The following is a 21,554-nucleotide window of genomic DNA, read 5'->3' as shown; positions in this document are numbered from 1 at the left end:
TGATTAAAGACGACAACACTAATTTAAAACAGTGCTTTTAAAATGAGGCCTTTTAAACAACTACCTTTTTTACAACGTTTTCTGATTTGGAAAACCAAGCATTTGACGGATCATCAATTTACAATCATTTTGAGTGCTTTGATAGGCTTTACGGCAGGTCTAGGGGCTGTTGTTATTAAAAATCTTACACATTTTATCCAGAGATTACTTGAAAAAGAGTTCATCGTAAATTATCATCATGCTTTTTACTTTGTCTTCCCAGTTATAGGATTTGCTTTGGTCTATTTTATCATTAAAAAAATTATACGTAGGCCAATTGGGCACGGCATACCCTCTACTTTGTACGCTATTTCTAAGAAAAAGGGAATTATGAAGCGTTTTCAAATGTACGCTTCATTAATCACAGCCCCTATTACTGTTGGTTTCGGAGGTTCTGTAGGCTTAGAAGGTCCTACAATTGCAACGGGAGCTTCTTTAGGCTCAAATATTTCAAGGTTGTTTCGCATGAATCAAAATATGCGAACCCTCCTTATTGGTTGTGCTGCTGCAGGGGCTATGTCGTCCATTTTTAAAGCACCAATCGCGGCGATTATATTTGCTATTGAAGTTTTTAGCCTAGATTTGACTTTGGTTAGTATGTTACCACTTTTGATGGCTTCTATTTCTGCCATTCTAACCTCCTATTTTTTCTTTGGGTCCAGCACGATTATTCCTTTTGTACTTCAAAATGATTTTACAATTTCTGAGGTTCCTTTTTACATAGTTTTGGGTTGTATCTGTGCTTTTGGATCTATATATTTTACAAATATTTATTTTAGAATACACAAGATTTTTTCTTCAATTAAAAATACTTTTCTACGGATTCTTTTGGCAGGAACTAGCCTAGGAGTTGTGCTTTATTTTATCCCCCCACTCTATGGTGAAGGGTATGGTGTCATCAATCATTTGCTTTCAGAGAACTATCAAGAAGCCTTACAAACGAACTTTTTCAATGAGTTTCTTGATAATATTTGGGTTGTGATCCTGCTTTTAGCAGGCTTAGTTATCTTCAAAATAGTAGCCACATCATTAACATTTGTTGCTGGTGGGGTAGGTGGTATCTTTGCTCCTGTTCTTTTTATGGGAAGCGCTTTAGGGCATTGTTTCGCTTTAATAGTCAATCACTTAGACTTTTTAAACAAACCCATTTCAACGGGTAGTTTTACAATGGTTGGCATGGCAGGTATGATGGCAGGTGTACTGCACGCGCCGTTAACAGCCATCTTTCTTATTGCCGAACTCACCGGTGGATATCAACTCTTTGTGCCTTTAATGATCACTGCTTTAATTTCATATTTAATCACACAATCATTTCAACCCCACTCTGTTTATACAATGGAATTGGCTAAACGCGGCGAACTTCTAACACATGATAAGGATAAAAATGTGCTAACTTTAATGGATATTCAACAAGTTGTAGAGGATAATTTTGAAGTCTTAGGCAATGAGATGAATCTTGGGCAAATAGTAAGTGAAGGTGTAGTAAAGTCCAAGCGAAATATCTTTCCTGTGGTGGATAAGGATTACTTATTTCAGGGGATCATCCTTTTAGATGATATACGAACGATCATGTTTGATAAAACCCTTTACGAAGAAATGAGAGTAAGTGACCTTATGCAAAACGCTCCAGATATCATAGATTTAAATGAATGCAAAATGAAAGATATCATGCAGAAATTTCAAGATACAGGAGCATGGAATCTCCCTGTGGTGAGGGATAAGAAATATGTTGGATTTATCTCAAAATCTAAGTTGCTAACGGCCTACCGACAAAAATTAATAGAAGTTACTGTTTAAAACATCACTATGAGAGCACTTATCAAATTGGTTTTTCTTTTCATCCTAGCTGGATTCTTACTTGGGTCCTACTTCAAACTTTATGAAAGTGATATTATAGGTGAACGAATTATAGGAATAAGTGTACTAGCTAGCGCTTTTATATTGATGCCTCTCTTCCTGGCCCACCGGTGGAAGGGGAAACGTCTACAAGATTACACATTGACTAAGGAAAACATAGATAGAATAAATAAACTTTCAGATAAATCTAAAGAAGATAATAGGAAGGATAAGTCCAGTGAGTAAATAGACCTTTAATTTGTTGAAAATGACTTAATTAAAGCAAAATATAATTCAATTTAAAACACATGAAAGATAAATTTTATTTACTTTTGTAGTATTATTAATTATTATTTATTGTTATGCAAGGTAAAGTAAAATTTTTCAATGAATCTAAAGGTTATGGATTCATCACAAACGACGAAACAGGAGAAGATATTTTCGTACACGTCACAGGACTTAATGGTGAATCTCTTAACGAAGGAGACGAAGTTGAGTACAATGAAGAAGAAGGAAAAAAAGGAATGAACGCTTCAGATGTACGTTTGATCTAATCATATAGCATTTTTTTTTCAAAATCTTAAAACGCCACTCTTTCGAGTGGCGTTTTTTTTTTAAAGGTATTTATGCCAAATTTAATTTGTTGTCAAGCAACTTTTACTGCTTTATAACTTTAAAGGTTAAAGCCTCTTGTTGTTTGTTTTTTATAGTTACAAAATATACACCTGAAACTAAGTCCTCTAGATCGATGTTTTCTTTTAGATCAAGATAAGATTTAACCAACCTGCCTTCCATACTATACACTTGGGCTTGATCAAGTTCAATTTGATTGGGATTATTAAAATTGAGTGTGTTACTTACTGGATTAGGATAAACGGAAATTGAATTTAAACTTTCAAAATCGTCTGCCCCTAAGTTACAGGTTGTAGAAAATGAAAATGTTCTGACGCCACCAGCTAGAATTGTCCAAGTGTTGTAAGGAAAACTACCAGAACTCGCCGCTTCAGGGTCTTTAACGCCAACACAAACATTCCAATCATTTTCAGATCTAGGAAACCCTTCAAAATAAAGATCTAGTGTAACATTTTCATAATCATATTCAGGATTATTCAAAAAAATAGATTTTATATCAACATTACTCAAATCGATATATTCTAAATTTTCAAGATTGCTTAAATCTAAACTTTCTATGTCTATATTTGGAGCATCTGCAGAATCATTCGTTATGTAGATTTGTTTTAGATTTATATTTTCATTTAAAAAATTCGGTTTAGTCTCATCACCAAAAAAATTAATTAAAACCGGATCAGTAAGCTTAAAAATTTCAAGCTGAGTAAAATCTTCAATACCAGTGAATTCTTCTATAGAATAAGTACCATTTAATTCACTAAAATTCAGTTCAATAATGTTTTCAATATCAGCAGTAAAAACCTGCCCATTGATAACTCCATCAGTATCGATAGCTAGATCGATCAAGGCTTGTTCAAAATTCTCGTCAGGCACGGAGGTAACTTGAGCAAATGAGAGATGGGTACTTAGAAAAGATAAAATAATAAGAGTGGAGAGTTGTTTCATAATATAAAGTTTTGATTTAAAGTTAGTTAAAATTACTATACAAACTAAAAAACTCCTTTAAATTAATAAAGGAGTAAATTTTAAAATGTAAAATAAGATATGCTACTCTACAACTTCGGCATCTTCAGTACTGTCGATCAAAACTTGACCTCTGTAGTACATTTTACCTTCATGCCAATGTGCTCTGTGAAACAAATGCGCCTCACCAGTGGTGGTGTCTGTGGCGATTTGTGGCATCTTAGCCTTGATATGTGTTCTTCTCTTATCTCTTCTTGTTTTCGAGATTTTTCTCTTTGGATGTGCCATTGCTCAAATGTATTATTCGTTTAGTAATTCTTTTAATTTATCCCATCGAGGATCTGTATCCTCTTGTTTAGTATTCTGTTCTGGTTGTAATTCATTTAACTTTTCAAGGATTTCCGACTTAATACTACCGTCTTCTACTCCAGGATGTACTCTTTTCACAGGAAGACCTAGTATAATTCCTTCGTAAATATACTGTTGGATTTCTACTTCGTAATCGCTATGTGGTAAAATTAACAACTCTTCATTATCATTATTGTAATCGTCTCCGAACTTCACAACTAGTGATAAGTGATTACTTATCTGTTGATTGTAAGGCTCTAGAGTAAGATCGCAATTTACGTTAACGTGTCCTGTAAATTCAAACTCAAGTTCAAGCATATTTGCTTTTTTGGTAAGTTCTAAATCAACACTAACATCTGCATTATTAAATTCATTAAAATCAAAAAGCTCAAAGAACGAATTATCAATTTTATAATCAAATCTGTGCTGTTCAACTTTCAATCCTACAAAAGGTATGGCGTAAGCCTTAAACTTCCTCATACAACATCAGTTTTCAGTTTGCAAATATATTAAAATTAATAATACTCTCTAGAAATAACTAAAATGATTTCTGAGTTTGTTTTTCTAAGGGATTTTTGTTTAGTTCCAAATATTCTAATCTGTTTTTAAAGATAGAAATAGACATAAAAATAGCTTGTGTAAAAGAACTCCCCTCGGCTATACCTTTCCCTGCAATATCGAAAGCTGTCCCGTGATCTGGAGATGTTCTTATTCTATTAAGCCCAGCAGTAAAATTAACCCCATTGCCAAAAGAGAGCGTTTTAAAAGGAATTAAACCTTGGTCATGGTAAGCTGCGATAACCGCATCAAAATTAGCATTATTTTTACTTCCAAAAAAGCTATCAGCCGCATATGGACCAAACACAAACTTACCCTCTTCTATAAATTTTTTGATGGTTGGTTTTAAGACCTCATCATCCTCTTTACCAATAACTCCTCCGTCGCCAGAATGTGGATTGATTCCAAGCACAGCAATTTTAGGCTCCCGAATATTGAAATCTTTTTTCAAGGAATCGTGAATAGCATTTACCTTTTTTTCAATAAGTTCTTCAGTTATTTTACTAGAAACGTCTTTAACAGGCACATGATCGGTAAGCAGTCCAACCTTAATAATATCAGATACCATAAACATTAAGCTGTCGCCTTTCAATTCTTGAGCTAAGTAATCTGTATGTCCTGGAAAATTAAATTCGTCAGATTGAATGCTATTTTTATGAATTGGTGCCGTTACCAGCGTATCAATATCCTCTTTTATCAAGGCTTGAGTTGCAGCCTTTAGAGATTGAATAGCATAGCCCCCAATTGTTTTATTTTCTTCTCCAAAGCTTATTTTTACATTTTCTTTCCAAACATTCACTACATTTATCTTTCCTTCAATAGCTTCACTAGCATCGGTAATGCCATTAAATTGTAGTTTAATGTTAAATTTATTACCAAAAAAGGACATTATCTTTGAGTTAGCAAAAATAACAGGTGTAAAAAGCTCTAAAACTCTTGGATCTTCTAGAGATTTTAATATTATCTCTGGCCCAATGCCATTCATGTCTCCTATGCTAATTCCTACCCTGACATTTGACTTAGTTCTCATAAAATTCAACTATTTTTGTACCCAACAAAGGTAACGAAATAATCTACAAAAATGTTTACAGGAATAATAGAGGAAGTAGGTAAAATCTCTAAAATAGAGGTTTCAAAAGGGAATATAGATTATACTATACAAGCAAACTTTGCCAAAGAGCTTAAAATTGACCAAAGCGTAGCACATAACGGCGTATGTCTTACCGTGGTTGATATTGAAGACGGCAAATACAAAGTCACTGCTATAGAGGAGACACTCAATAAGAGCAACTTAAACCATCTTGAAATTGGGCATTATATCAATCTAGAAAGAGGCATGAAAATGAATGCTCATCTAGACGGCCATATTGTTCAAGGCCATGTGGACCAAACAGCCGTTTGCCAACGTGCTGAAACTAAAAATGGAAGCTGGGAATATACGTTTTCCTACGATCCAAAATTGATGAACGTAACCATTGAAAAAGGGTCTATTACTATTAATGGAGTGAGTTTGACTGTCGTCAATTCAAAATTAAACGAATTCAGTGTAGCTATCATCCCCTTTACTTATGAGCACACCAATTTCAAAAATTTGACCGAAGGCGATGTCGTTAACTTAGAATTTGATGTGATAGGAAAATATGTAAAACGCTTGCTAGAACTTCAGAACAATTAGTTGAGATTAGCATCATTGATTAGCACATTGAAGAGGTCGGCCTTTGACTTAAGAAGTAATTCAAAGGCTTTAATCTGCTTTACTTTTGCATTGATAAGACCTACTTCTCTAGAATTGATAAGGAAAACTGAGCTTTCGCCAAATGAAAATTTCCTTTCTTCTGCTCTCAATAGATCTGAATTGTCTTGAACAATGGATTTAAAAATTGTTAACTGATTACTATAAGAAAGGATTTCATTTCTTGAAGCTTGTATTTTGTTTTGAAGTTGCAAGGTCTCAAAATCAAGATCTAATTCCGCTTCATTGACTTTAATTTTGGCAAGCTTCAAATCTCCTCGTTCTTTCCTCAAAAACAAAGGCAGTCTAAAATATACCCCCGCCTTGTATTCGCTAGCATTAAAATTTAAATTATCAACTTGATTAACTCGTTCGTTGATGAAATTATACTCTAGGTCCAATTGTGGCTTTAGCATATCTGCTTTCAAGTTTTGATTCACCCGAAGCTGATCAATTTTAAAATCCAATGCCCTTATTTTAGGGTGATCTTCCAGCACAAAATCTTCCAACTGAAGCAAGTTTGTCCCTAAAACAGGATCTATACTTCCAGCAGTCAAATCTTCTGAATCCACAAGTGGATTAAGTTCCAAAGGCACATTGTTTTCGAACCAAAGAAAGTTCGATAACGTCAATCTGCTCTTGATCAATTTTAGATTAGCTTGTTCCAAGCTCAACTTTCTATTTTGAACAATAATTCCAGCTTCCAGAGTATCTATTGTTGGTATGTCACCCTCTAATGCACTTTGCTTGATACCTTCAAACCTCACCTCAGCACGTTCTACAAAATTAATAAAAAGACGAACTTCTCTATTCGCTAAATACCAATCTAAGTAAGATAATACAGCATCATAGAGCAACCTGTTGAGAAGTATATCCCGTTGAGCTTGGCTCAAATCTTGCAAAATTTTAGACTGCCTTAGATCTGCCATCCGCTGGTTGATAAATAAGCCTTGACCTAAGGGTACTGAAATACCTGCACTATAAAGACCGTCTTGTGGTACATTATTTTGAGGGTTGAGAAATTGTCCTTCATTTTGTTCAAAACCAGCCTTTAGTTCTACGCCATACCAAGTTGGAATCTTGAAGGTTGAGTTTAGGATGTCGTAATATTCACTCCCTTTAAATTCTTTGTTCTGCCAGTCGATCTCAACCTTAGGATCGAAAGCACCTCGAGATTTAAGCAATTGAGCTTGTGCCGCTGAAATTTCAAAATTAGCGAGCTTGGAGAGGGGGTGGTACTCTTTAACGTAGGCCAAAAACTCATTAAGGCTCAATGTGTTGGTTAAATTTTCTTCTTGAGCAAAAGCATTATGAAAGAAAAACAAGAATAAGATAGAATAAAAGCGCATCATTTTCCAGCATTTTGATTCTTGTTGCTATTTTTATTAGAGTCTTGAGGTTGATAGTAATCTGGAGGGAATCCATTTATTTGTCTCCACATTTCATACCAAATAGAGACGTTGTTGAGAAGGGCAATGGTTCTTGCTCCAGAACCTGCTCTTATAACCTCCGGCCATTCCTGTTCATCTGGGTTTGGTTTTATGAGCACTCTAAATTTACCATTGTCGCTGATGGTTCGTTCTACGGCTACAACCTCCCCTCCATAGGTTCCATAAGAAAGATTGGGCCAACCTGAAAAGAAGATAGCGGGCCACCCGTCAAAAATGATTCTCACGTTCTCACCAGGATGCAATAAGGGTAAATCTATAGGTCTAACGAAGGTCTCAACAGCCATTTCAATATTGATAGGCATGATATTTATAATTTTCGTACCTGCACTGAAGGTTTCTCCAATTCCCTTCTGTATGGCCCTATTGATAAACCCATCTTGAGGAGCGGTGATAAAAAGCATACCAGACCGGACTTTATAGTTAGTGAATTCATTTTTTAGCTTAGTCATTTGTGCTTCTGTATCATATTGACCAGACAAAGCTGTAAATTTATCACTTTCAGCCTTAGAGATTTTCTCTTGATAATTGGCCTTAATACTAGATATTTCTATTTTAGAGTTTATCTCTTGATTTTTACTGGAAAGCAATTTATTCTTTTGAGAAATGACTTTGGCTTGGCTATTTTGGAGCTGAAGTTTCTTGGATTCAACATCGGTAATAGCTTTTAAGCCTTCATTCTCTAGCGTTTCAGTACGTTCAAATTGGCGTTCTGCAATGCTGAGCTGTATTTTTACAGCTTCCAAGTCTATACTGTCAGTTTGGACTTGAAGTCGGGCTTGCTCAAGGGTATTTAAAGATTGTTCTAACTTAAGCTTTCGTTCTTCTTTAAGCGCTTCAATTTGGAAATTCAAAGCGTTCACTTTACTAGTATAGGAATCCAAAGAAAAGTTCTTTGCCGTTATTTGTGACTCTGTTCTCATCAATAAGTTAGGGTCAAAAAACTTATCAGTAACTTCAGAGATATGCAAAATTGTATCGCCCTTATTAACAATTTGACCCTCGCTCACATACCACTCTTCAACTCTACCAGATATAGCAGACTCTATAGATTGTGGTCTTTGATTGGGCTCTAGCGTGGTTACAAACCCATTCCCCTGCACATTTTGTGTCCAAGGTAAAAATAGAACCACTAGAAACACGATTCCAAAAATAGACATAATCTTGTTGAAGGTTAGAAATCTATCTTTATTGAATGTAAAAAGCATAGACTTATAGTGAGATAAATCTACTTTTTCATTTAGTTTTTCTTTTGATACATCTAGCATAATTATTCTTTTATAGACATTACGCCATTATCCATAAAGAAAAAGCGATTGCACTTGCTTTTCCATTTATCACTTCGACTTACTATAACTACAGCCCAAGGCATGTTGGGGTCTGTAATAAAATCTATGACTTTACTTTCTTCTTCATCCAGAAAATCTTCAGTTGGATCCTTTAGCACTAATAATTTTGGTTTGGAAGCCAAAGCCCTAGCTATCATAATCTTTTTATTAACGGTGTATGGCAATTGTCTTCCCTCAGAATATATAACCGTTTGCAGTCCTTTATCTTGTGCTTTGACAAAATCCTTAAGCTGGAGTTTTTCCACTAAAAGCTGAACAAATTCCATAGAGATGTCTGGATTATTAAGCGTAATATTTTCAAGAATTGTCCCTTGAAATGTTCTATTGTTTGGGAAAAAGTGCCCAGCGAAATCTCTGAAATGTGTGATATCTATATTCTTTAAATTAATGTCATTCACAAAAATACTTCCCTCTATTTCTTCAATTAGTCCTACTAGAGTTCTAAGAAGCGTCGTCTTACCAGAGCCAGGCGTTCCTTGAACCAAGATAAGGTCCTTTGGTCGTATTTCCACATTTATATCCTTAAGGATATGCTTCCCTAGTAAATAAAGATTGACGTCTTTATATTCAAAAATCAAATTTTGATCTTTCCTAAGTGGTTTTTCGCCGTCCTGCCTTTCTAAAGGTATATCTGTTATTCTACCAAATTTCTCTAATCCAGCCAATAAATCATAGGCACTTTCTAATCCAAGAATAAGTTTTTCAACAGAATTAATCATCAAAAGAATAATAATCTCCGCAGCAACAAATTGACCGATATTCATCTGTTGGTTTATAACGAGTAAACCTCCAACTATCAGTAGCGCTGCTGCTACAATAATTTTGAAAACAATCATTTTGAAGAACTGGAATCTAAGTACTCTAAAATGACGCTCTCTAGCCTGAAGATACTTGTAACTGGTTTCATCATTTCGCGAAGAAGAGTAAGAAAAACTATCCGACACCTTAAAGCCCTCCAGACTTCTTGAAACTTCTTGAATCCAATGAGCAACCTGATACTTGTATTTAGATTCGATAAGGGCTTCTTTTACACCTTCATTTAAAGACAGTTTAAAAACAATATAAAAGAGAAGTAAAATCAAAAAACCAAAAAGAATAAAGAATGGATGATAAAAGGAAAGCAGAATCAAACCAAATAAAATCTGTATTATTCCTCCCGAGAAATCGATAACTAGCTTTGGTAAGGCTTTTTGGATGTTCATTACATCAAAAAAGCGATTGGCAAGTTCTGGGGGATATTGGTTTTGTAATTCTGAATATTTCATTTTTGGAAAACGATAAATGAGCTCAAAAGAAGAGCGTGCAAATATACGCTGCTGTAAATCTTCACCAATCCTTAACTGCATATACCTCAACACTCCTGCAAAAGCCACAGTGAACAAAACTACAAGTGTAAGGACTATAACAGAGGCATTAAATTCACCACCTATAATAATATTAACAATCGCCTGTATTCCTAGAGGAAGTCCTAACTCTACAAGTCCAGCAAAAATAGCATAGAAAAATATTTTTAACACAGGACTGCGTTCCAGTTTTAATAAACGCAAAAGCCTTATCCAAGGTAATTTAGTTTCTTCTGTCATAGGTTTAGCCTTTTAGGGTATTTGTCAATAAATCCTTATAGAATAAATACAAATTTGCCTTAGAATGACAATCAGTTAAATTTTCAAAATGCTCAGACAAGAAATAATGATTTAATGACCCCTCCATCACCATAGAAGATAAACTATTCCGATAAAGATAGTCTGGGTTTACTTCTAAAATAATAGCTGAAATCCTGGAGGCTAAGCGCTCATAAATACTGAAATACCCCGCTTTATTCTGCTCGTCAACTTGTTTATTATGATAGACTTTTACAAATTCTGAATTTAAAATATGCCTCAATTTTTTTCCATCTAGCTTGTAAGAACTGTGTTGAGATTCTGGAATACTAAACAAAATGTCTACTGCTTTCATAAGTTTATCTATTCCAGGTTTCATACTCGTGGTTTGCAATACAAACTCAATTTCTAAAATCCCCCAGTACAACGTCGACAAGTAAAGTAAAAGCTTGTGTTTATTTTCAAAATATCTATAGATTGAACTTTCTGTGGAGTCAATTTCAAAAGCCAATTTTTTAAAATTGAACTCCTCAATTCCATGAATATCAATTAGATCTATACTTTTCTTAACAATATTTCTACCCAAGGGAGAACTTTCTGGGTCTTTTAAATAAAGACTAGAGTTAATGTCAATTTTTAAGTTGGATAGTAATTTATGCATAACTATTAATTCAGAACGCAAATCTAATAGTAAAACTATCAACATGGTCATAGGAATTGAATTTTTGATGCTAACAAAATGTTAAATAAAATTGACCCTCTATAAACAGCTAAAGAATAAATAATGTAATTTGCGATAGCTTTTCCTTATAAATGAAACTCAGAATAAAATTTAAATCTAGACCTAGGCGCTTTTTACACAGGACAAAATCTTGTTTAAACTGCGACCACCATCTGGATATATCCGACGGGTTCTGCTCGTATTGTGGTCAAAAAAATTCATCAAAACCTTTAAATTTAAAAGAGCTCTTAGTGGAGTTCTTCTCTGGTTTAATTTCTTATGACTCCCGTTTTAGAAAAACTATAAGTGCTTTAGTGTTCCACCCCGGAAAACTAAGTGAAGAATATATTCAAGGAAAACGAATTAAGTATGTCAATCCATTTAGATTTTTTATAAGCACTGCTATTGTTTTCTTTTTAGCCATAAGTTGGATCAACAGAGATGACTTAAAAGAATTAAAAAGCACTTTAGAAGATGAACGAATTGAAAATAATGAGAATTTCAATCATGAATTTAGCTTTGAGGAAAACTCACCTTCTTTTAAAATTGCCAATTTTATTAAGGCTAATCCTAGAACTGATTATACTGAGGTGGTTGACTCCTTAGGGATAGAAAAAACTATGATAAACCAATTAAAATTCAACTTTTTATTTGGTTATGCAAGACTGAAAGAAAACCCAATAGACTTCTTGAATTTTCTACTTCCAAAGCTGCCCTTTTTTCTGTTTTTCTTTATTCCTATTTTTACTATTTTTAGCTCCTTGTTTTATATACGGAGGAAAATCCCCTATACGCACCACCTCATATTCAATTACAATCAACAAACTGTTTTTCTGATTTTGCTTTTTTTAGCCATCATACTCAGCTTTGAAAGTCTATGGTTTTGGCTACTTCTGTATTTGTTTTATCTGTATAAGTCTATGCGAAAATTTTACAAACAAAAAAGAATAAAAACAATTTCCAAACAATTCATTATAATTAACTTCTACTGGATAAGTGCTCTTTTAGTGCTAAGTAGTCTAGCCGTTTTAAGCATTGTCTTTTTTTGATGTTAAAAAAAACATCATAAAACATACTTCTCTACCAATTTCCAAAGCACGTTCGAGGTATTTTTCTTTTTCAAGTTTGGTGTTATCATAAATCTTTGGATCTCCATATGGAGTTGACGATCTAAAAGTGGCTCCAGGAATAAAGGGACAATTCTCGTCGGCTTGAGAGCAGGTCATTATAGCTATGAAGTTTTTTTGAGGATTTCTTTTATCATCGTAGAGTTTAGAACAGCAAAAAGTTGATGATTCATCACCAAATTTTATTTCATACTGAAGATTTTCACCTTTTGATTTGGACAAAACTTCAAACCCTAAGCTTTCCAAAGCTTTAATAGAATGGGGATGAAGGGCAGTGACTTCGCTTCCGCCAGAAAAAGCATTTATGCGTGATGAAACTCCGTAAAATTCTAATGTAACACTTGCCCAAATTTGACCAAAATGGCTTCTCCTTGAGTTGTGGGTACAGATATAAATGAGGTCTGCTTTTCCTTTATCTTTAAGTTCAATATCCAAAGCTCTTACAATACTTTTGAGTATCAATTTTCTTTCTTCTGAAATTAAATCACGTTCACTTTCAAGTTTTCGACACAAGCTTTCAATTTTTGGAAACATAAGAAATGGTGTTTATACCAAATTAGATTTATAATGTCGTATAAATAAATTGAATTATTTTTTGATTGACTAAAGTTAAAAATAATTAGCATAGCCTTAGTTATGGTAATTATTTTTGATAAAAAGCAAGCGAAAAAGAAACGATTTATTGCGACATTATAGGTTTAATTTGGTATTAGTTAAGGATATATCTAGAGTTTAATACTTCCACTTATTAGCTAAAGCGACTAAAGACAGCATAATTGGCACTTCTATAAGTACCCCTACAACCGTAGCTAGTGAAGCCCCAGAATTAAGGCCAAATAGTGAAATAGCAACGGCGACTGCAAGTTCAAAGAAATTACTAGCGCCAATCATTGCAGATGGTGCACACACATTATGCTTCAGTTTTAAATATTTACCTAAGAACCATGTTATAAAAAAAATGAAATAAGTCTGAATGGTAAGGGGGACTGCAATCAACAAAATATCAAAAGGATTATTGACGATTTTATCCCCTTGAAAGGCAAATAAAAGAACTAAAGTAGTTATGAGTGCAATCATAGAGACTGGCTTCAGCTTCGCTAAAAAAACCGAATTAAACCACTCCAAACCCTTTTTCTTTATCAAGTATCTATTGGACAGATAGCCGGCAGTAAGAGGAATAACGACAAAAATTAGTACTGAATAAATCAAGGTATCGTAAGGGATTTCAATATTGGTCACCCCTAAGAGAAGCTTTACGATAGGTATGAAAAGGATAAGCAATATTATGTCATTGAGTGAAACTTGCACCAGTGTATAATTGGCATCTCCCTTGGTTAAATAAGACCAAACAAATACCATTGCCGTACATGGGGCCGCTCCAAGGATAATAGCTCCTGCGATATATTGCTGTGCATCTTCCGGAGATAGATGGGCCTGAAAAATCTGATCGAGGAATAACCAAGCAAAAAAGGCCATTGTAAAGGGTTTCACCAACCAATTAATGACCAAAGTTAATCCAATACCTTTACTGTTTTTGGTAACGTTTTTTAAAGATGAAAAGTCAATTTGAACCATAATAGGGTAAATCATCATCCAGACCAAAATAGCTACAGGAATATTGACTTTTGCTACTTCAAGTTCACTGAGAAACTCTATAGAATCTCCAAAAAAACGACCTACAAAAATACCTAGGATTATAGCTAAAGCTACCCATAGGCTTAAGTATTTTTCAAACTTTCCCATCAAATTAGAATCAGTGGTTTATCTAAATAATTCATCAGCATCAGCAACACCCAGATTCTGGAGAACAAACAGAATTTTGCTCTGCGGACTCAGGTTCCGGAATTCCACATTTATCCTTAGCTAGGCAATCTGTAAGCGTGCTCACCAATTGAAATTTTCCATCATTAAAACCTAAATAGTATTTTCCTATGGTATCACCTTGGTACTCCACTTCAACTTCCAATCTATCGTCTATAAAAAGTTTGCTTTCTGAAAGCTGAATGATGTTTTTCAGCTTTTTTGGTTGCAATCTGTGGTCAATGTCATCTGCATTCCACAGCTGAAAATTAACCACTTTTTCATGTCGTAATGTTCCTCCACAATCCATAAAGTCTTTGGTAACTTGTCCAACTTCTGTGACATGGAAATGAGCTGGAACTATACTTCCGTCTGGTAATTGAAACTTTAAAACCTCGACTTTAGCCAAATGTTTTTTTACTTGTTTAAGTGTCATTTTATAGTGCTTTTATTATTTAATTCAATCTTTTATTTCACGCAAAAGGTGCCAACTAATTAGCAAATCCTAATTTAAGGCACATTCCTATGTGGACTCAAACAAGCGGGGTCTAAGCCTTTTATGTAAACCTAAAGCGATTCCTGTTACCTTAAAAAAGAGTTCCTTTTCTGTCATCATTATATTTGATATTCAAACTAAGCATTTACACAATTCATTTCTAAGAGGTTTATAGAATAGTCGTCTATTATTTTCTTTCCCTGTAATTATTTTTAATGACTGCTCTTTCTTTTTATTCTTCGTGTGAAATATTTTCTAGCTCTCAATACATAGTATCAACATAAATCAATAGAAAGAATAAATTTATCCTTAACAACACTCTTTTGGATTGGGATACCTGTCAAAAAGTTCATTGAAAGTCACTTTCAATTCAAACCACTTTTCTTCATTAATACAATAGCAAATTGAATTCCCTTCAATATTCCCTTTAATAATATCAGCATTTTTAAGCTCTTTTAAATGTTGGCTGATAGTGGATTGAGCTAAGCCTAATTCCTCAACCAGATCGCCACAAATACAAGTGCTGCTCTTAAGTAAAACTTCTAGAATTGCCAAACGTGCTGGGTGACCAAATACTTTTGCAATCTGCGCAAATTCATTTTGTTTGTTTGTAAATAATTCTGTGCGTGTAATTCCCATTTCTTAAATCTATATATAGCAATATTACGATTAATAATAAACTTTAAAAGCCTTTTTACTTTTTTTATCAAGTAAAGTCAAAAGCCTATAATCTTGACTTTTATGAATACTCGTTGGGTGTGTTTATTTTTTTTGTGTGTGGTTAATCTAACTTTTTCACAAGCAAAGAAGCAATACCAAATCACAAGACAAGACAAGGCTCCTGTTATAGATGGTAATTTATCAGATGAGGTTTGGCAGTCTATAAAAATCGCTAGTGACTTCGTTCAATTTACCCCTAACATAAGCCTTCCTGCAACACCAGATCGGAGAACGGAAGTCAAATTATTTTATAATGACCAAGCTATATTTATTTCAGCAAAACTCTATGATGATCCCCGTAAAATCATGAGTCAAAATACCATTAGGGATGAGTTTGGGCAAACTGATTATTTTACTCTGGTTCTTAACCCGAATAACGATGCTCAAAATGACACTCAATTTATCGTCTTCAGTTCTGGCACCCAAGCCGATGCTTTGTCTTCACCAAGCATCGGTCAGGATTTTGGTTGGAATGCCGTTTGGGAAAGCGCAGTTAAGCTTACCGATTTTGGATGGCAATTGGAAATGGAGATCCCTTACAGAACACTAAGGTTTCCAAAAACGGATGTCCAAAGCTGGGGAGTGCAATTCCGAAGATATTTTAGAAGAGAACGAGCGGAATATGCTTGGAATCCTATAGATAGAACCATAGGTTATGAAGGATTATATCACGGTATACTCTTTGGCATTAAAAATCTTCAACCCCCATTACGCTTAAATTTATATCCGTTTACAACAGGAATTATTAATACAGTTGGTGATCAAACTTCCACAGATTTTAAACTTGGCCTTGATTTGAAATATGGCATCACGGATAATCTTACTTTGGATGCTACCCTTATTCCAGATTTTAGTCAAGCTAGATTTGATGATGTTGTTCTCAATATAGGCCCATTTGAGCAAACGTTTGCAGAACAACGTCAATTTTTTACCGAAGGCATAGATTTATTCACGAAAGGAGATTTGTTTTTTTCCAGACGAGTAGGAAACGAGCCTACAGGAACTTTAAATCTAGGAAGAAATGAAGTCGCAGAAAACGAACCAAATAATATAGACCTGCTTAATGCTATTAAAATGTCTGGTCGCCTTAAAAATGGTCTTGGCATAGGGGTTTTTAATGCCATTACAGAGTCTACTAAGGCAATAGCATCAGACACTCTTCAAAACCAAACCAGAGAGCAAGTTATAGAACCATTAACAAACTATAGTATTTTGGTAGTTGACCAGCAATTTAACAGAAATTCTTCGGTAAGTTTAATCAACACCAATGTAACCCGTTCAGGAGATTTTAGAAATGCAAACGTCACAGGAGCATTGTTTGACCTTATCAATAACAAAAACACCTATAAAGTTGCGGGTGAATTCAAAATGAGTCATCTCAATCTCCAAACCGATGACAAGACAGGTTTTAGCTCAGCTTTAGAGATTGCCAAAATCAGTGATCAATACCAATTATCGCTAAGGTATGATTACGCAGATAAAAAATATGACATTAATGACCTTGGGCTTTTACTCAGGAATAATTTTAATAATATTACAGCTGAAGCTTCTTATCGTATTTTTGAGCCAACCTCCAACTTTCAAACTTATAGACTCACCTTCGCCTCTCTCTATAAACAGTTGGCTTCCCCTAACACCTATACTGGCTTAGAGTTGTCTACTAGTTTCTTTGCTACATCTCCTAAACTAGACACTTATGGTTTTAATATTGGTATGGAGCCGGGACGACAGTTTGATTATTTTGAACCTCGCGTCGACAATCGATTTTTTATTTATGAAAATTTCACAAATTTTGGTGGATTTCTTTCAACTAACTACAATCGCACTTTCGCCATTGACATAAGGGCAAATACAAATACATTTTTTGAAGAAGGGAGAGATTCTTACGCTTACAAACTAAACTTAGAGCCTCGTGTAAGATTCAACGACTACTTCTTTATGGTGTATAACTTCACATTCGATAAACAAATAAATGACAGAGGCTTTGCTAACTTTTTGAACCAAGAACCTATTTTTGGAGAACGGGATAGGACAATTTTAATTAACAGTATCTCTGCAAATTATAATTTTAACCCCTTCCATGGTTTCAACTTGCAACTGAGGCATTATTGGGATATGGTGAAATATGACGAGTTTATGTATGGTCTCAATCCAAACGGAAGACTTTCTGAAAATAAAAATTTACCAAAAACCAGCTTGGATTCCAATCCTGATATCAATTTCAGTACTTGGAATTTGGATTTAAATTATTCTTGGCAATTTGCGCCTGGAAGCTTTTTAACCGCTCTGTATAGAAATCAATTGTTTAGCACTACGTCTGAAGCTGAAGATAATTTTGAAACTACGTTTACTAATTTATTTCAGCAGGATATACAACATATCTTCTCAATCCGATTGCAATATTTCCTTGACGTTAACACTTTGAAATCTTTTTTTGCATCAAAATAGAGATGGTTTATCTAAACGCTGAAGGGGACAAATTTCAAGTTTTTCAAAAAAACTAACATCCACGCCACTTACAAATACTAAAGCTAAACACAGCTATAGCTTACAAACCATAAGCTAAAGCCAATGATAATAATTTCCTCATTGTGATATTTGTTAACTTAAACTAGTAGTTGAATAAATTAAGTTTGTATTCAAATTAATAAAATAAAAATATGGAAAATTCAAAAAATGACCTCCCGAATATAGTGGGCGTCGCAGCTGGAAATGATTCTTTTACAACATTAGTTGCAGCAGTAAAGGCAGCAGAATTGGTTGATACCTTAAGTGGTGAAGGACCATTTACAGTATTAGCACCAACCAATGATGCCTTTAACAAATTACCTGAAGGCACTGTAGACACTTTATTAAAGCCAGAAAGCAAAGAGAAATTAGCAAGTGTACTTACCTACCATGTTGTTTCTGGAAAGTTTGAATCTGCTGCATTGATAAGTGCAATTACTGAAAATGATGGTAAATTTACTGTAGATACTGTTCAAGGTGGTAAGATTGACTTAAGCCTTGAAGATGGAAAAGTAATTTTAACTGATGCAAATGGTGGAAAGTCAACTGTCGTTATTGCAGATGTTGCGGCTTCTAACGGAGTGATTCATGCTATTGATAGTGTTGTAATGCCTAAGTAAAAAAACTTAGTTTAGTTTATAGACCACCTGAAAAGGTGGTCTTTTTTTTATCCTTTATGTTGTTAGTGAGCACTTTAAATCTTAGTATTTTCTAATACCGTTATGCCTTTAAATCGATGTCCAAAAGAATAAAAACATCTATTCACTAGATAAGTTTCAGACAATTTAAACCCAGACTTCAATGATGAAATCACTGATTTTATATGCAAAAAGTTATCCGATTTTTAAAATAAATACTACCTAAAGATCTTTTCAAGCATTTAAAAAAGTAATTATTACGTAGCTAATAATTACTTTTTTTCAGAAAAGCAACTGCTACAAACACCAGGAATAATAAAAATATATCAAGCTTTAGCTCTTTTCCTAGATGGATTTTTGGTGACCATAAAAACTCCTAAGAAAACGAGTATAGCAGAAATAATTTTTAATCCATTGAGTTCATCTGCTCCAGAAATAATAGCAAAAGCTATAGCTATGACAGGTTGTATGTATACAAATACTCCAATAGTAGAAGCAGATAAATATTTGAGGGCAAAAATATTCAACAGGTAAGTTAAAAAAGTAGTCCCTACAATCACAAACCCTATTCGCCAAATAATAGAAAAAGGCAAAGCTTGCCATTCTACACTTACAAACTCTGTCCAACCAATGGGTAGGTTTATAATGATAGAGGTTAAAAATAGCCAACGCATAAGCGTAACAGGGTGATAGATTTTAGTTAAAGGTTTGGCAACAATTAAAAACAAACCATAGGATGATGCATTGACAAAAATCATTGCATTACCAAGCGGAATATTAGGAGCGTCGACTTGTTGTTGTACGCCAAATATAATTAAGGCAAGCCCACCGAATAGACCGATTACAGCTCCCAAACACTTGAGCCAAGTTACTTTTTCTCTGATTAAAAGTGCGGATAATACAAATACCAAAATGGGAGTTATGGTCACAATTACAGAGCTATTAATCGGAGTGGTTAAACTCAAGCCCTTAAAGAAAAACAGCATATTGAGAGCCATCCCAAGAAGAGCGCATAATAATAGTCTTGGCCAATGTTCTTTTTTAATTTTTTCATTTTTAATGAAAAAACTAACAATCCAAAATAGAATACCCGCACCTAATACTCTTATCAATATAAAACCTAAAGGTTGAATATAATCTGGCATTAAGCCTTTAGCTAGAGTATGGGTGACGCCAAACACAGAGGTTGCAAATAAGGCAGCAATTAACGCTTGAACTCGTTTACTCATGAAACAAAGACTTCAAAGCGTCTACGGTGTGCTTATCATTTCCTATGAATATCTTTTCATCATAAATAAATATAGGTCGCTTTAAAAAAGTATAGTGAGATAGAATACACGTTTTTATTTCTTCCTCAGACAAGTTCTCATCTTTTAACCCCTCTTCTTTATATCTTTGAGCTCTCTTATTAAGTAAGAGTTCGTAAGATCTTGTATATTTAAAAAGGTATTCCAAGTCCTCTTCAGAAATATGATCTTTCTTAAGGTCCTGTAGCTTTATATCTTCAGGCAAAGACAACTTACCTAAAATATGCTTGCAGGTATCACAAGTGGATAGATAGAATACTTTTTTCATTTTATGAGTTTTGTTGAGATTTTTTATTTTTAAAAGTTCTGTAAACGACGTAAAGTACACCGCCTACCAAAATATAAGGAAAAGCCATTAGATAAACTATACCATCGTTTATAGCTTTTGCAGCCCCTTGATCTGCTTCAGACTCCAATACAGCTCTACACATAGAACATTGGGAGCTGGCCTCAAAGGCAAAAAACAAAACCAATGACACTGTAATTAAAACTCTTTTTGCTTTCATCATGATTATTGTTTTAGTAATAAGGTAACATAAATAAGTAGACTAAAACCCCTGTTATAGCAACATACATCCAAATAGGAAAAGTCCATCTCGCAATTTTTTTATGCTTATCATATTCACCTGTCAAACCTCTATACATCGTAAAAAGAACCAAAGGGATAATTATTCCTGATAAAGCAATATGTGTAATAAGAATGAAAAAGTAAAGGTACCTTATAAAACCTTCACCCCCGTAAGGAACTGGGTCGATACTAATCTTAGAAATGACGTAGCTTACTAAAAAAAGGGCCGACAAACCAAAAGCTGTAATCATGACAGTTTTGTGCTCAATTTTTTTCTTTTGTTTTATAAATCGATATCCTAGAAATAGCAGTATTGCTGTGAGTCCATTGATAACTGCATGAAAAAAGGGAAATGTCCCAACATCCAGACCAAGAAGGTTATAACGAGTTGGCAGGTTCATAAGTACAATGACCACTATTGGAACGACGATGGAGAGCCCAGTAATAATTGGAACCATCGTTTTATCGGATTTGATTAAACTAGCTTTCATTTTAAAAGAATTTGAATGTCCTCCATTAAAATATCAATTTGTTGGGTTTCATGCCCTTCACCACTATTATTATCGATAGGAACCGAACCTTGGTAAAAAATAATAGAGTTCCCTGCTTCATCTTTTCTACTTCGGATGTATCCTTCTTGGTCAATCAAAGCAAAGAACCCAGAGTGCTCAAACCCACCCTCTGCATTCTCATCTTCTCGGGCATAAATAGTAAAGCCTTTATTGGCAAGCTCATAAATTTTATCTTTATCGCCAGTCAAGAAATTCCAATGGGGATGCTTAACACCGAGCTCTTCTGCATGCTTTTTCAAAACTTTAGGAGTGTCATGCTCAGGGTTAATAGTGAATGAAGCTATTCCAAAATTCATATTACCATAAAACTGATCTTGTACCTCCAATAAATTTTCATTCATAATAGGGCAAATAGTTGGACAAGTGGCAAAAAAGAACTCAACAACATAGACTTTTCCAAGATAATCCTCATTGGTAATCGTTTTATTATTCTGATTTCTAAAATCAAATTTAGGAACTTTTTTACGTTCGCCTTCTATTTCTATATAAGATAAACTTTGCTTGGAATTACGGGCTAGATATTCACTAACCACCCAAATTCCAAACACTAAAATGACAAGTGAAATTCCTACGTAAGAGTATTTTTTCATGGT

General features: G+C 34.2%; 24 protein-coding genes. 7 read left to right on the top strand and 17 right to left on the bottom strand.

Features of this window, described 5'->3' with window-relative positions; translation table 11 throughout:
- The first annotated feature begins 42 nt into the window (after nt 1–42).
- From CXF67_RS16825 to CXF67_RS16815, 3 genes are all read left to right on the top strand, one after another.
- The gene (locus tag CXF67_RS16825; RefSeq protein ID WP_102089805.1) at nt 43–1,836 is read left to right on the top strand and encodes a chloride channel protein; all 1,794 of its coding nucleotides are present in this window, start codon (nt 43–45) and stop codon (nt 1,834–1,836) included.
- A gap of 9 nt (nt 1,837–1,845) precedes the next feature.
- Nucleotides 1,846–2,121, top strand: a complete 276-nt coding sequence (locus CXF67_RS16820) for a hypothetical protein (protein WP_102089804.1) — start codon at nt 1,846–1,848, stop codon at nt 2,119–2,121.
- 116 nt (nt 2,122–2,237) lie between these two features.
- A complete protein-coding gene (locus tag CXF67_RS16815; RefSeq protein WP_102089803.1) occupies nt 2,238–2,429 on the top strand; it encodes a cold-shock protein in 192 nt (63 codons plus the stop codon).
- Nucleotides 2,430–2,532: 103 nt separating this feature from the next.
- On the opposite strand, the gene CXF67_RS16810 is transcribed toward CXF67_RS16815, so the two are convergent.
- From CXF67_RS16810 to pdxA, 4 genes are all read right to left on the bottom strand, one after another.
- On the bottom strand, nt 2,533–3,450 hold the full coding sequence (locus CXF67_RS16810) for a T9SS type A sorting domain-containing protein (RefSeq protein WP_102089802.1): 918 nt from the start codon (nt 3,448–3,450) through the stop codon (nt 2,533–2,535).
- A gap of 102 nt (nt 3,451–3,552) precedes the next feature.
- A complete protein-coding gene (gene rpmF, locus CXF67_RS16805; protein WP_102089801.1) occupies nt 3,553–3,756 on the bottom strand; it encodes a 50S ribosomal protein L32 in 204 nt (67 codons plus the stop codon).
- Between the two features lie 12 nt (nt 3,757–3,768).
- Nucleotides 3,769–4,296 carry a YceD family protein gene (locus tag CXF67_RS16800; RefSeq protein WP_102089800.1) on the bottom strand — a complete coding sequence of 176 codons (528 nt, stop codon included), beginning with the start codon at nt 4,294–4,296 and terminating at the stop codon, nt 3,769–3,771.
- 58 nt (nt 4,297–4,354) lie between these two features.
- Nucleotides 4,355–5,404, bottom strand: a complete 1,050-nt coding sequence (pdxA, locus tag CXF67_RS16795) for a 4-hydroxythreonine-4-phosphate dehydrogenase PdxA (protein WP_102089799.1) — start codon at nt 5,402–5,404, stop codon at nt 4,355–4,357.
- Nucleotides 5,405–5,455: 51 nt separating this feature from the next.
- Between pdxA and CXF67_RS16790 the strand changes: the two genes are divergently transcribed.
- Nucleotides 5,456–6,049, top strand: coding sequence for a riboflavin synthase (locus CXF67_RS16790; protein WP_015024572.1), 594 nt, complete (start codon nt 5,456–5,458; stop codon nt 6,047–6,049).
- Here CXF67_RS16790 and CXF67_RS16785 read toward each other — a convergent pair.
- Genes CXF67_RS16785 through CXF67_RS16770 form a run of 4 tightly spaced genes read right to left on the bottom strand, consistent with a single transcriptional unit; the run spans nt 6,046 to nt 11,165 of the window.
- Nucleotides 6,046–7,458 (bottom strand): TolC family protein, encoded by a 1,413-nt coding sequence (locus CXF67_RS16785; protein ID WP_102089798.1) that lies wholly within the window; start codon nt 7,456–7,458, stop codon nt 6,046–6,048. The genes CXF67_RS16790 and CXF67_RS16785 overlap by 4 nt on opposite strands.
- Nucleotides 7,455–8,822, bottom strand: a complete 1,368-nt coding sequence (locus CXF67_RS16780; protein ID WP_102089797.1) for an HlyD family secretion protein — start codon at nt 8,820–8,822, stop codon at nt 7,455–7,457. The genes CXF67_RS16785 and CXF67_RS16780 overlap by 4 nt, the downstream gene beginning before the upstream one ends.
- A gap of 2 nt (nt 8,823–8,824) precedes the next feature.
- Nucleotides 8,825–10,486 carry a peptidase domain-containing ABC transporter gene (locus tag CXF67_RS16775; RefSeq protein ID WP_102089796.1) on the bottom strand — a complete coding sequence of 554 codons (1,662 nt, stop codon included), beginning with the start codon at nt 10,484–10,486 and terminating at the stop codon, nt 8,825–8,827.
- A 4-nt stretch (nt 10,487–10,490) separates the two neighbouring features.
- Nucleotides 10,491–11,165 (bottom strand): TetR/AcrR family transcriptional regulator, encoded by a 675-nt coding sequence (locus CXF67_RS16770; protein WP_257984736.1) that lies wholly within the window; start codon nt 11,163–11,165, stop codon nt 10,491–10,493.
- Nucleotides 11,166–11,476: 311 nt separating this feature from the next.
- Here CXF67_RS16770 and CXF67_RS16765 point away from each other — a divergent pair, with 311 nt between their 5' ends.
- Nucleotides 11,477–12,274, top strand: a complete 798-nt coding sequence (locus CXF67_RS16765; protein ID WP_257984735.1) for a DUF3667 domain-containing protein — start codon at nt 11,477–11,479, stop codon at nt 12,272–12,274.
- Here the strand turns inward: CXF67_RS16765 and CXF67_RS16760 are convergent.
- The 4 genes from CXF67_RS16760 to CXF67_RS16745 form a co-directional block, all read right to left on the bottom strand.
- Nucleotides 12,254–12,886: a low molecular weight phosphatase family protein gene (locus CXF67_RS16760; RefSeq protein WP_102089793.1), complete on the bottom strand. Its 633-nt coding sequence runs from the start codon at nt 12,884–12,886 to the stop codon at nt 12,254–12,256. The two genes, CXF67_RS16765 and CXF67_RS16760, sit on opposite strands and share 21 nt — an antisense overlap.
- A 198-nt stretch (nt 12,887–13,084) precedes the next feature.
- Nucleotides 13,085–14,095, bottom strand: coding sequence for an ACR3 family arsenite efflux transporter (gene arsB / locus CXF67_RS16755; protein ID WP_102089792.1), 1,011 nt, complete (start codon nt 14,093–14,095; stop codon nt 13,085–13,087).
- A gap of 40 nt (nt 14,096–14,135) precedes the next feature.
- Nucleotides 14,136–14,588 carry a DUF6428 family protein gene (locus tag CXF67_RS16750; RefSeq protein ID WP_102089791.1) on the bottom strand — a complete coding sequence of 151 codons (453 nt, stop codon included), beginning with the start codon at nt 14,586–14,588 and terminating at the stop codon, nt 14,136–14,138.
- 369 nt (nt 14,589–14,957) lie between these two features.
- Nucleotides 14,958–15,287: an ArsR/SmtB family transcription factor gene (locus CXF67_RS16745; protein WP_102089790.1), complete on the bottom strand. Its 330-nt coding sequence runs from the start codon at nt 15,285–15,287 to the stop codon at nt 14,958–14,960.
- Nucleotides 15,288–15,389: 102 nt separating this feature from the next.
- On the opposite strand from CXF67_RS16745, the gene CXF67_RS16740 reads away from it, so the two are divergent.
- Nucleotides 15,390–17,816: a DUF5916 domain-containing protein gene (locus CXF67_RS16740; protein WP_102089789.1), complete on the top strand. Its 2,427-nt coding sequence runs from the start codon at nt 15,390–15,392 to the stop codon at nt 17,814–17,816.
- 212 nt (nt 17,817–18,028) lie between these two features.
- Nucleotides 18,029–18,496: a fasciclin domain-containing protein gene (locus tag CXF67_RS16735; RefSeq protein WP_102089788.1), complete on the top strand. Its 468-nt coding sequence runs from the start codon at nt 18,029–18,031 to the stop codon at nt 18,494–18,496.
- A 344-nt stretch (nt 18,497–18,840) separates the two neighbouring features.
- On the opposite strand, the gene CXF67_RS16730 is transcribed toward CXF67_RS16735, so the two are convergent.
- From CXF67_RS16730 to CXF67_RS16710, 5 genes are read right to left on the bottom strand one after another with little or no spacing between them, the layout of a single operon-like run.
- Nucleotides 18,841–19,743, bottom strand: a complete 903-nt coding sequence (locus CXF67_RS16730; protein ID WP_102089787.1) for a DMT family transporter — start codon at nt 19,741–19,743, stop codon at nt 18,841–18,843.
- Nucleotides 19,736–20,089: an arsenate reductase family protein gene (locus CXF67_RS16725; RefSeq protein ID WP_102089786.1), complete on the bottom strand. Its 354-nt coding sequence runs from the start codon at nt 20,087–20,089 to the stop codon at nt 19,736–19,738. Before CXF67_RS16725 ends, CXF67_RS16730 begins: the two co-directional genes overlap by 8 nt.
- Before the next feature lies 1 nt (nt 20,090).
- Nucleotides 20,091–20,327, bottom strand: a complete 237-nt coding sequence (locus CXF67_RS16720) for a hypothetical protein (protein ID WP_102089828.1) — start codon at nt 20,325–20,327, stop codon at nt 20,091–20,093.
- A gap of 13 nt (nt 20,328–20,340) precedes the next feature.
- The gene (locus CXF67_RS16715; protein WP_102089785.1) at nt 20,341–20,880 is read right to left on the bottom strand and encodes a DUF420 domain-containing protein; all 540 of its coding nucleotides are present in this window, start codon (nt 20,878–20,880) and stop codon (nt 20,341–20,343) included.
- Nucleotides 20,877–21,551, bottom strand: coding sequence for an SCO family protein (locus tag CXF67_RS16710; protein ID WP_102089784.1), 675 nt, complete (start codon nt 21,549–21,551; stop codon nt 20,877–20,879). The genes CXF67_RS16715 and CXF67_RS16710 overlap by 4 nt, the downstream gene beginning before the upstream one ends.
- Nucleotides 21,552–21,554 lie beyond the last annotated feature (3 nt).

Origin of the sequence: Psychroflexus sp. MES1-P1E (genome assembly GCF_002836055.1) — a bacterium.
Taxonomy (GTDB): domain Bacteria; phylum Bacteroidota; class Bacteroidia; order Flavobacteriales; family Flavobacteriaceae; genus Psychroflexus.
This window is presented reverse-complemented; position numbering and strand designations above follow the sequence as displayed.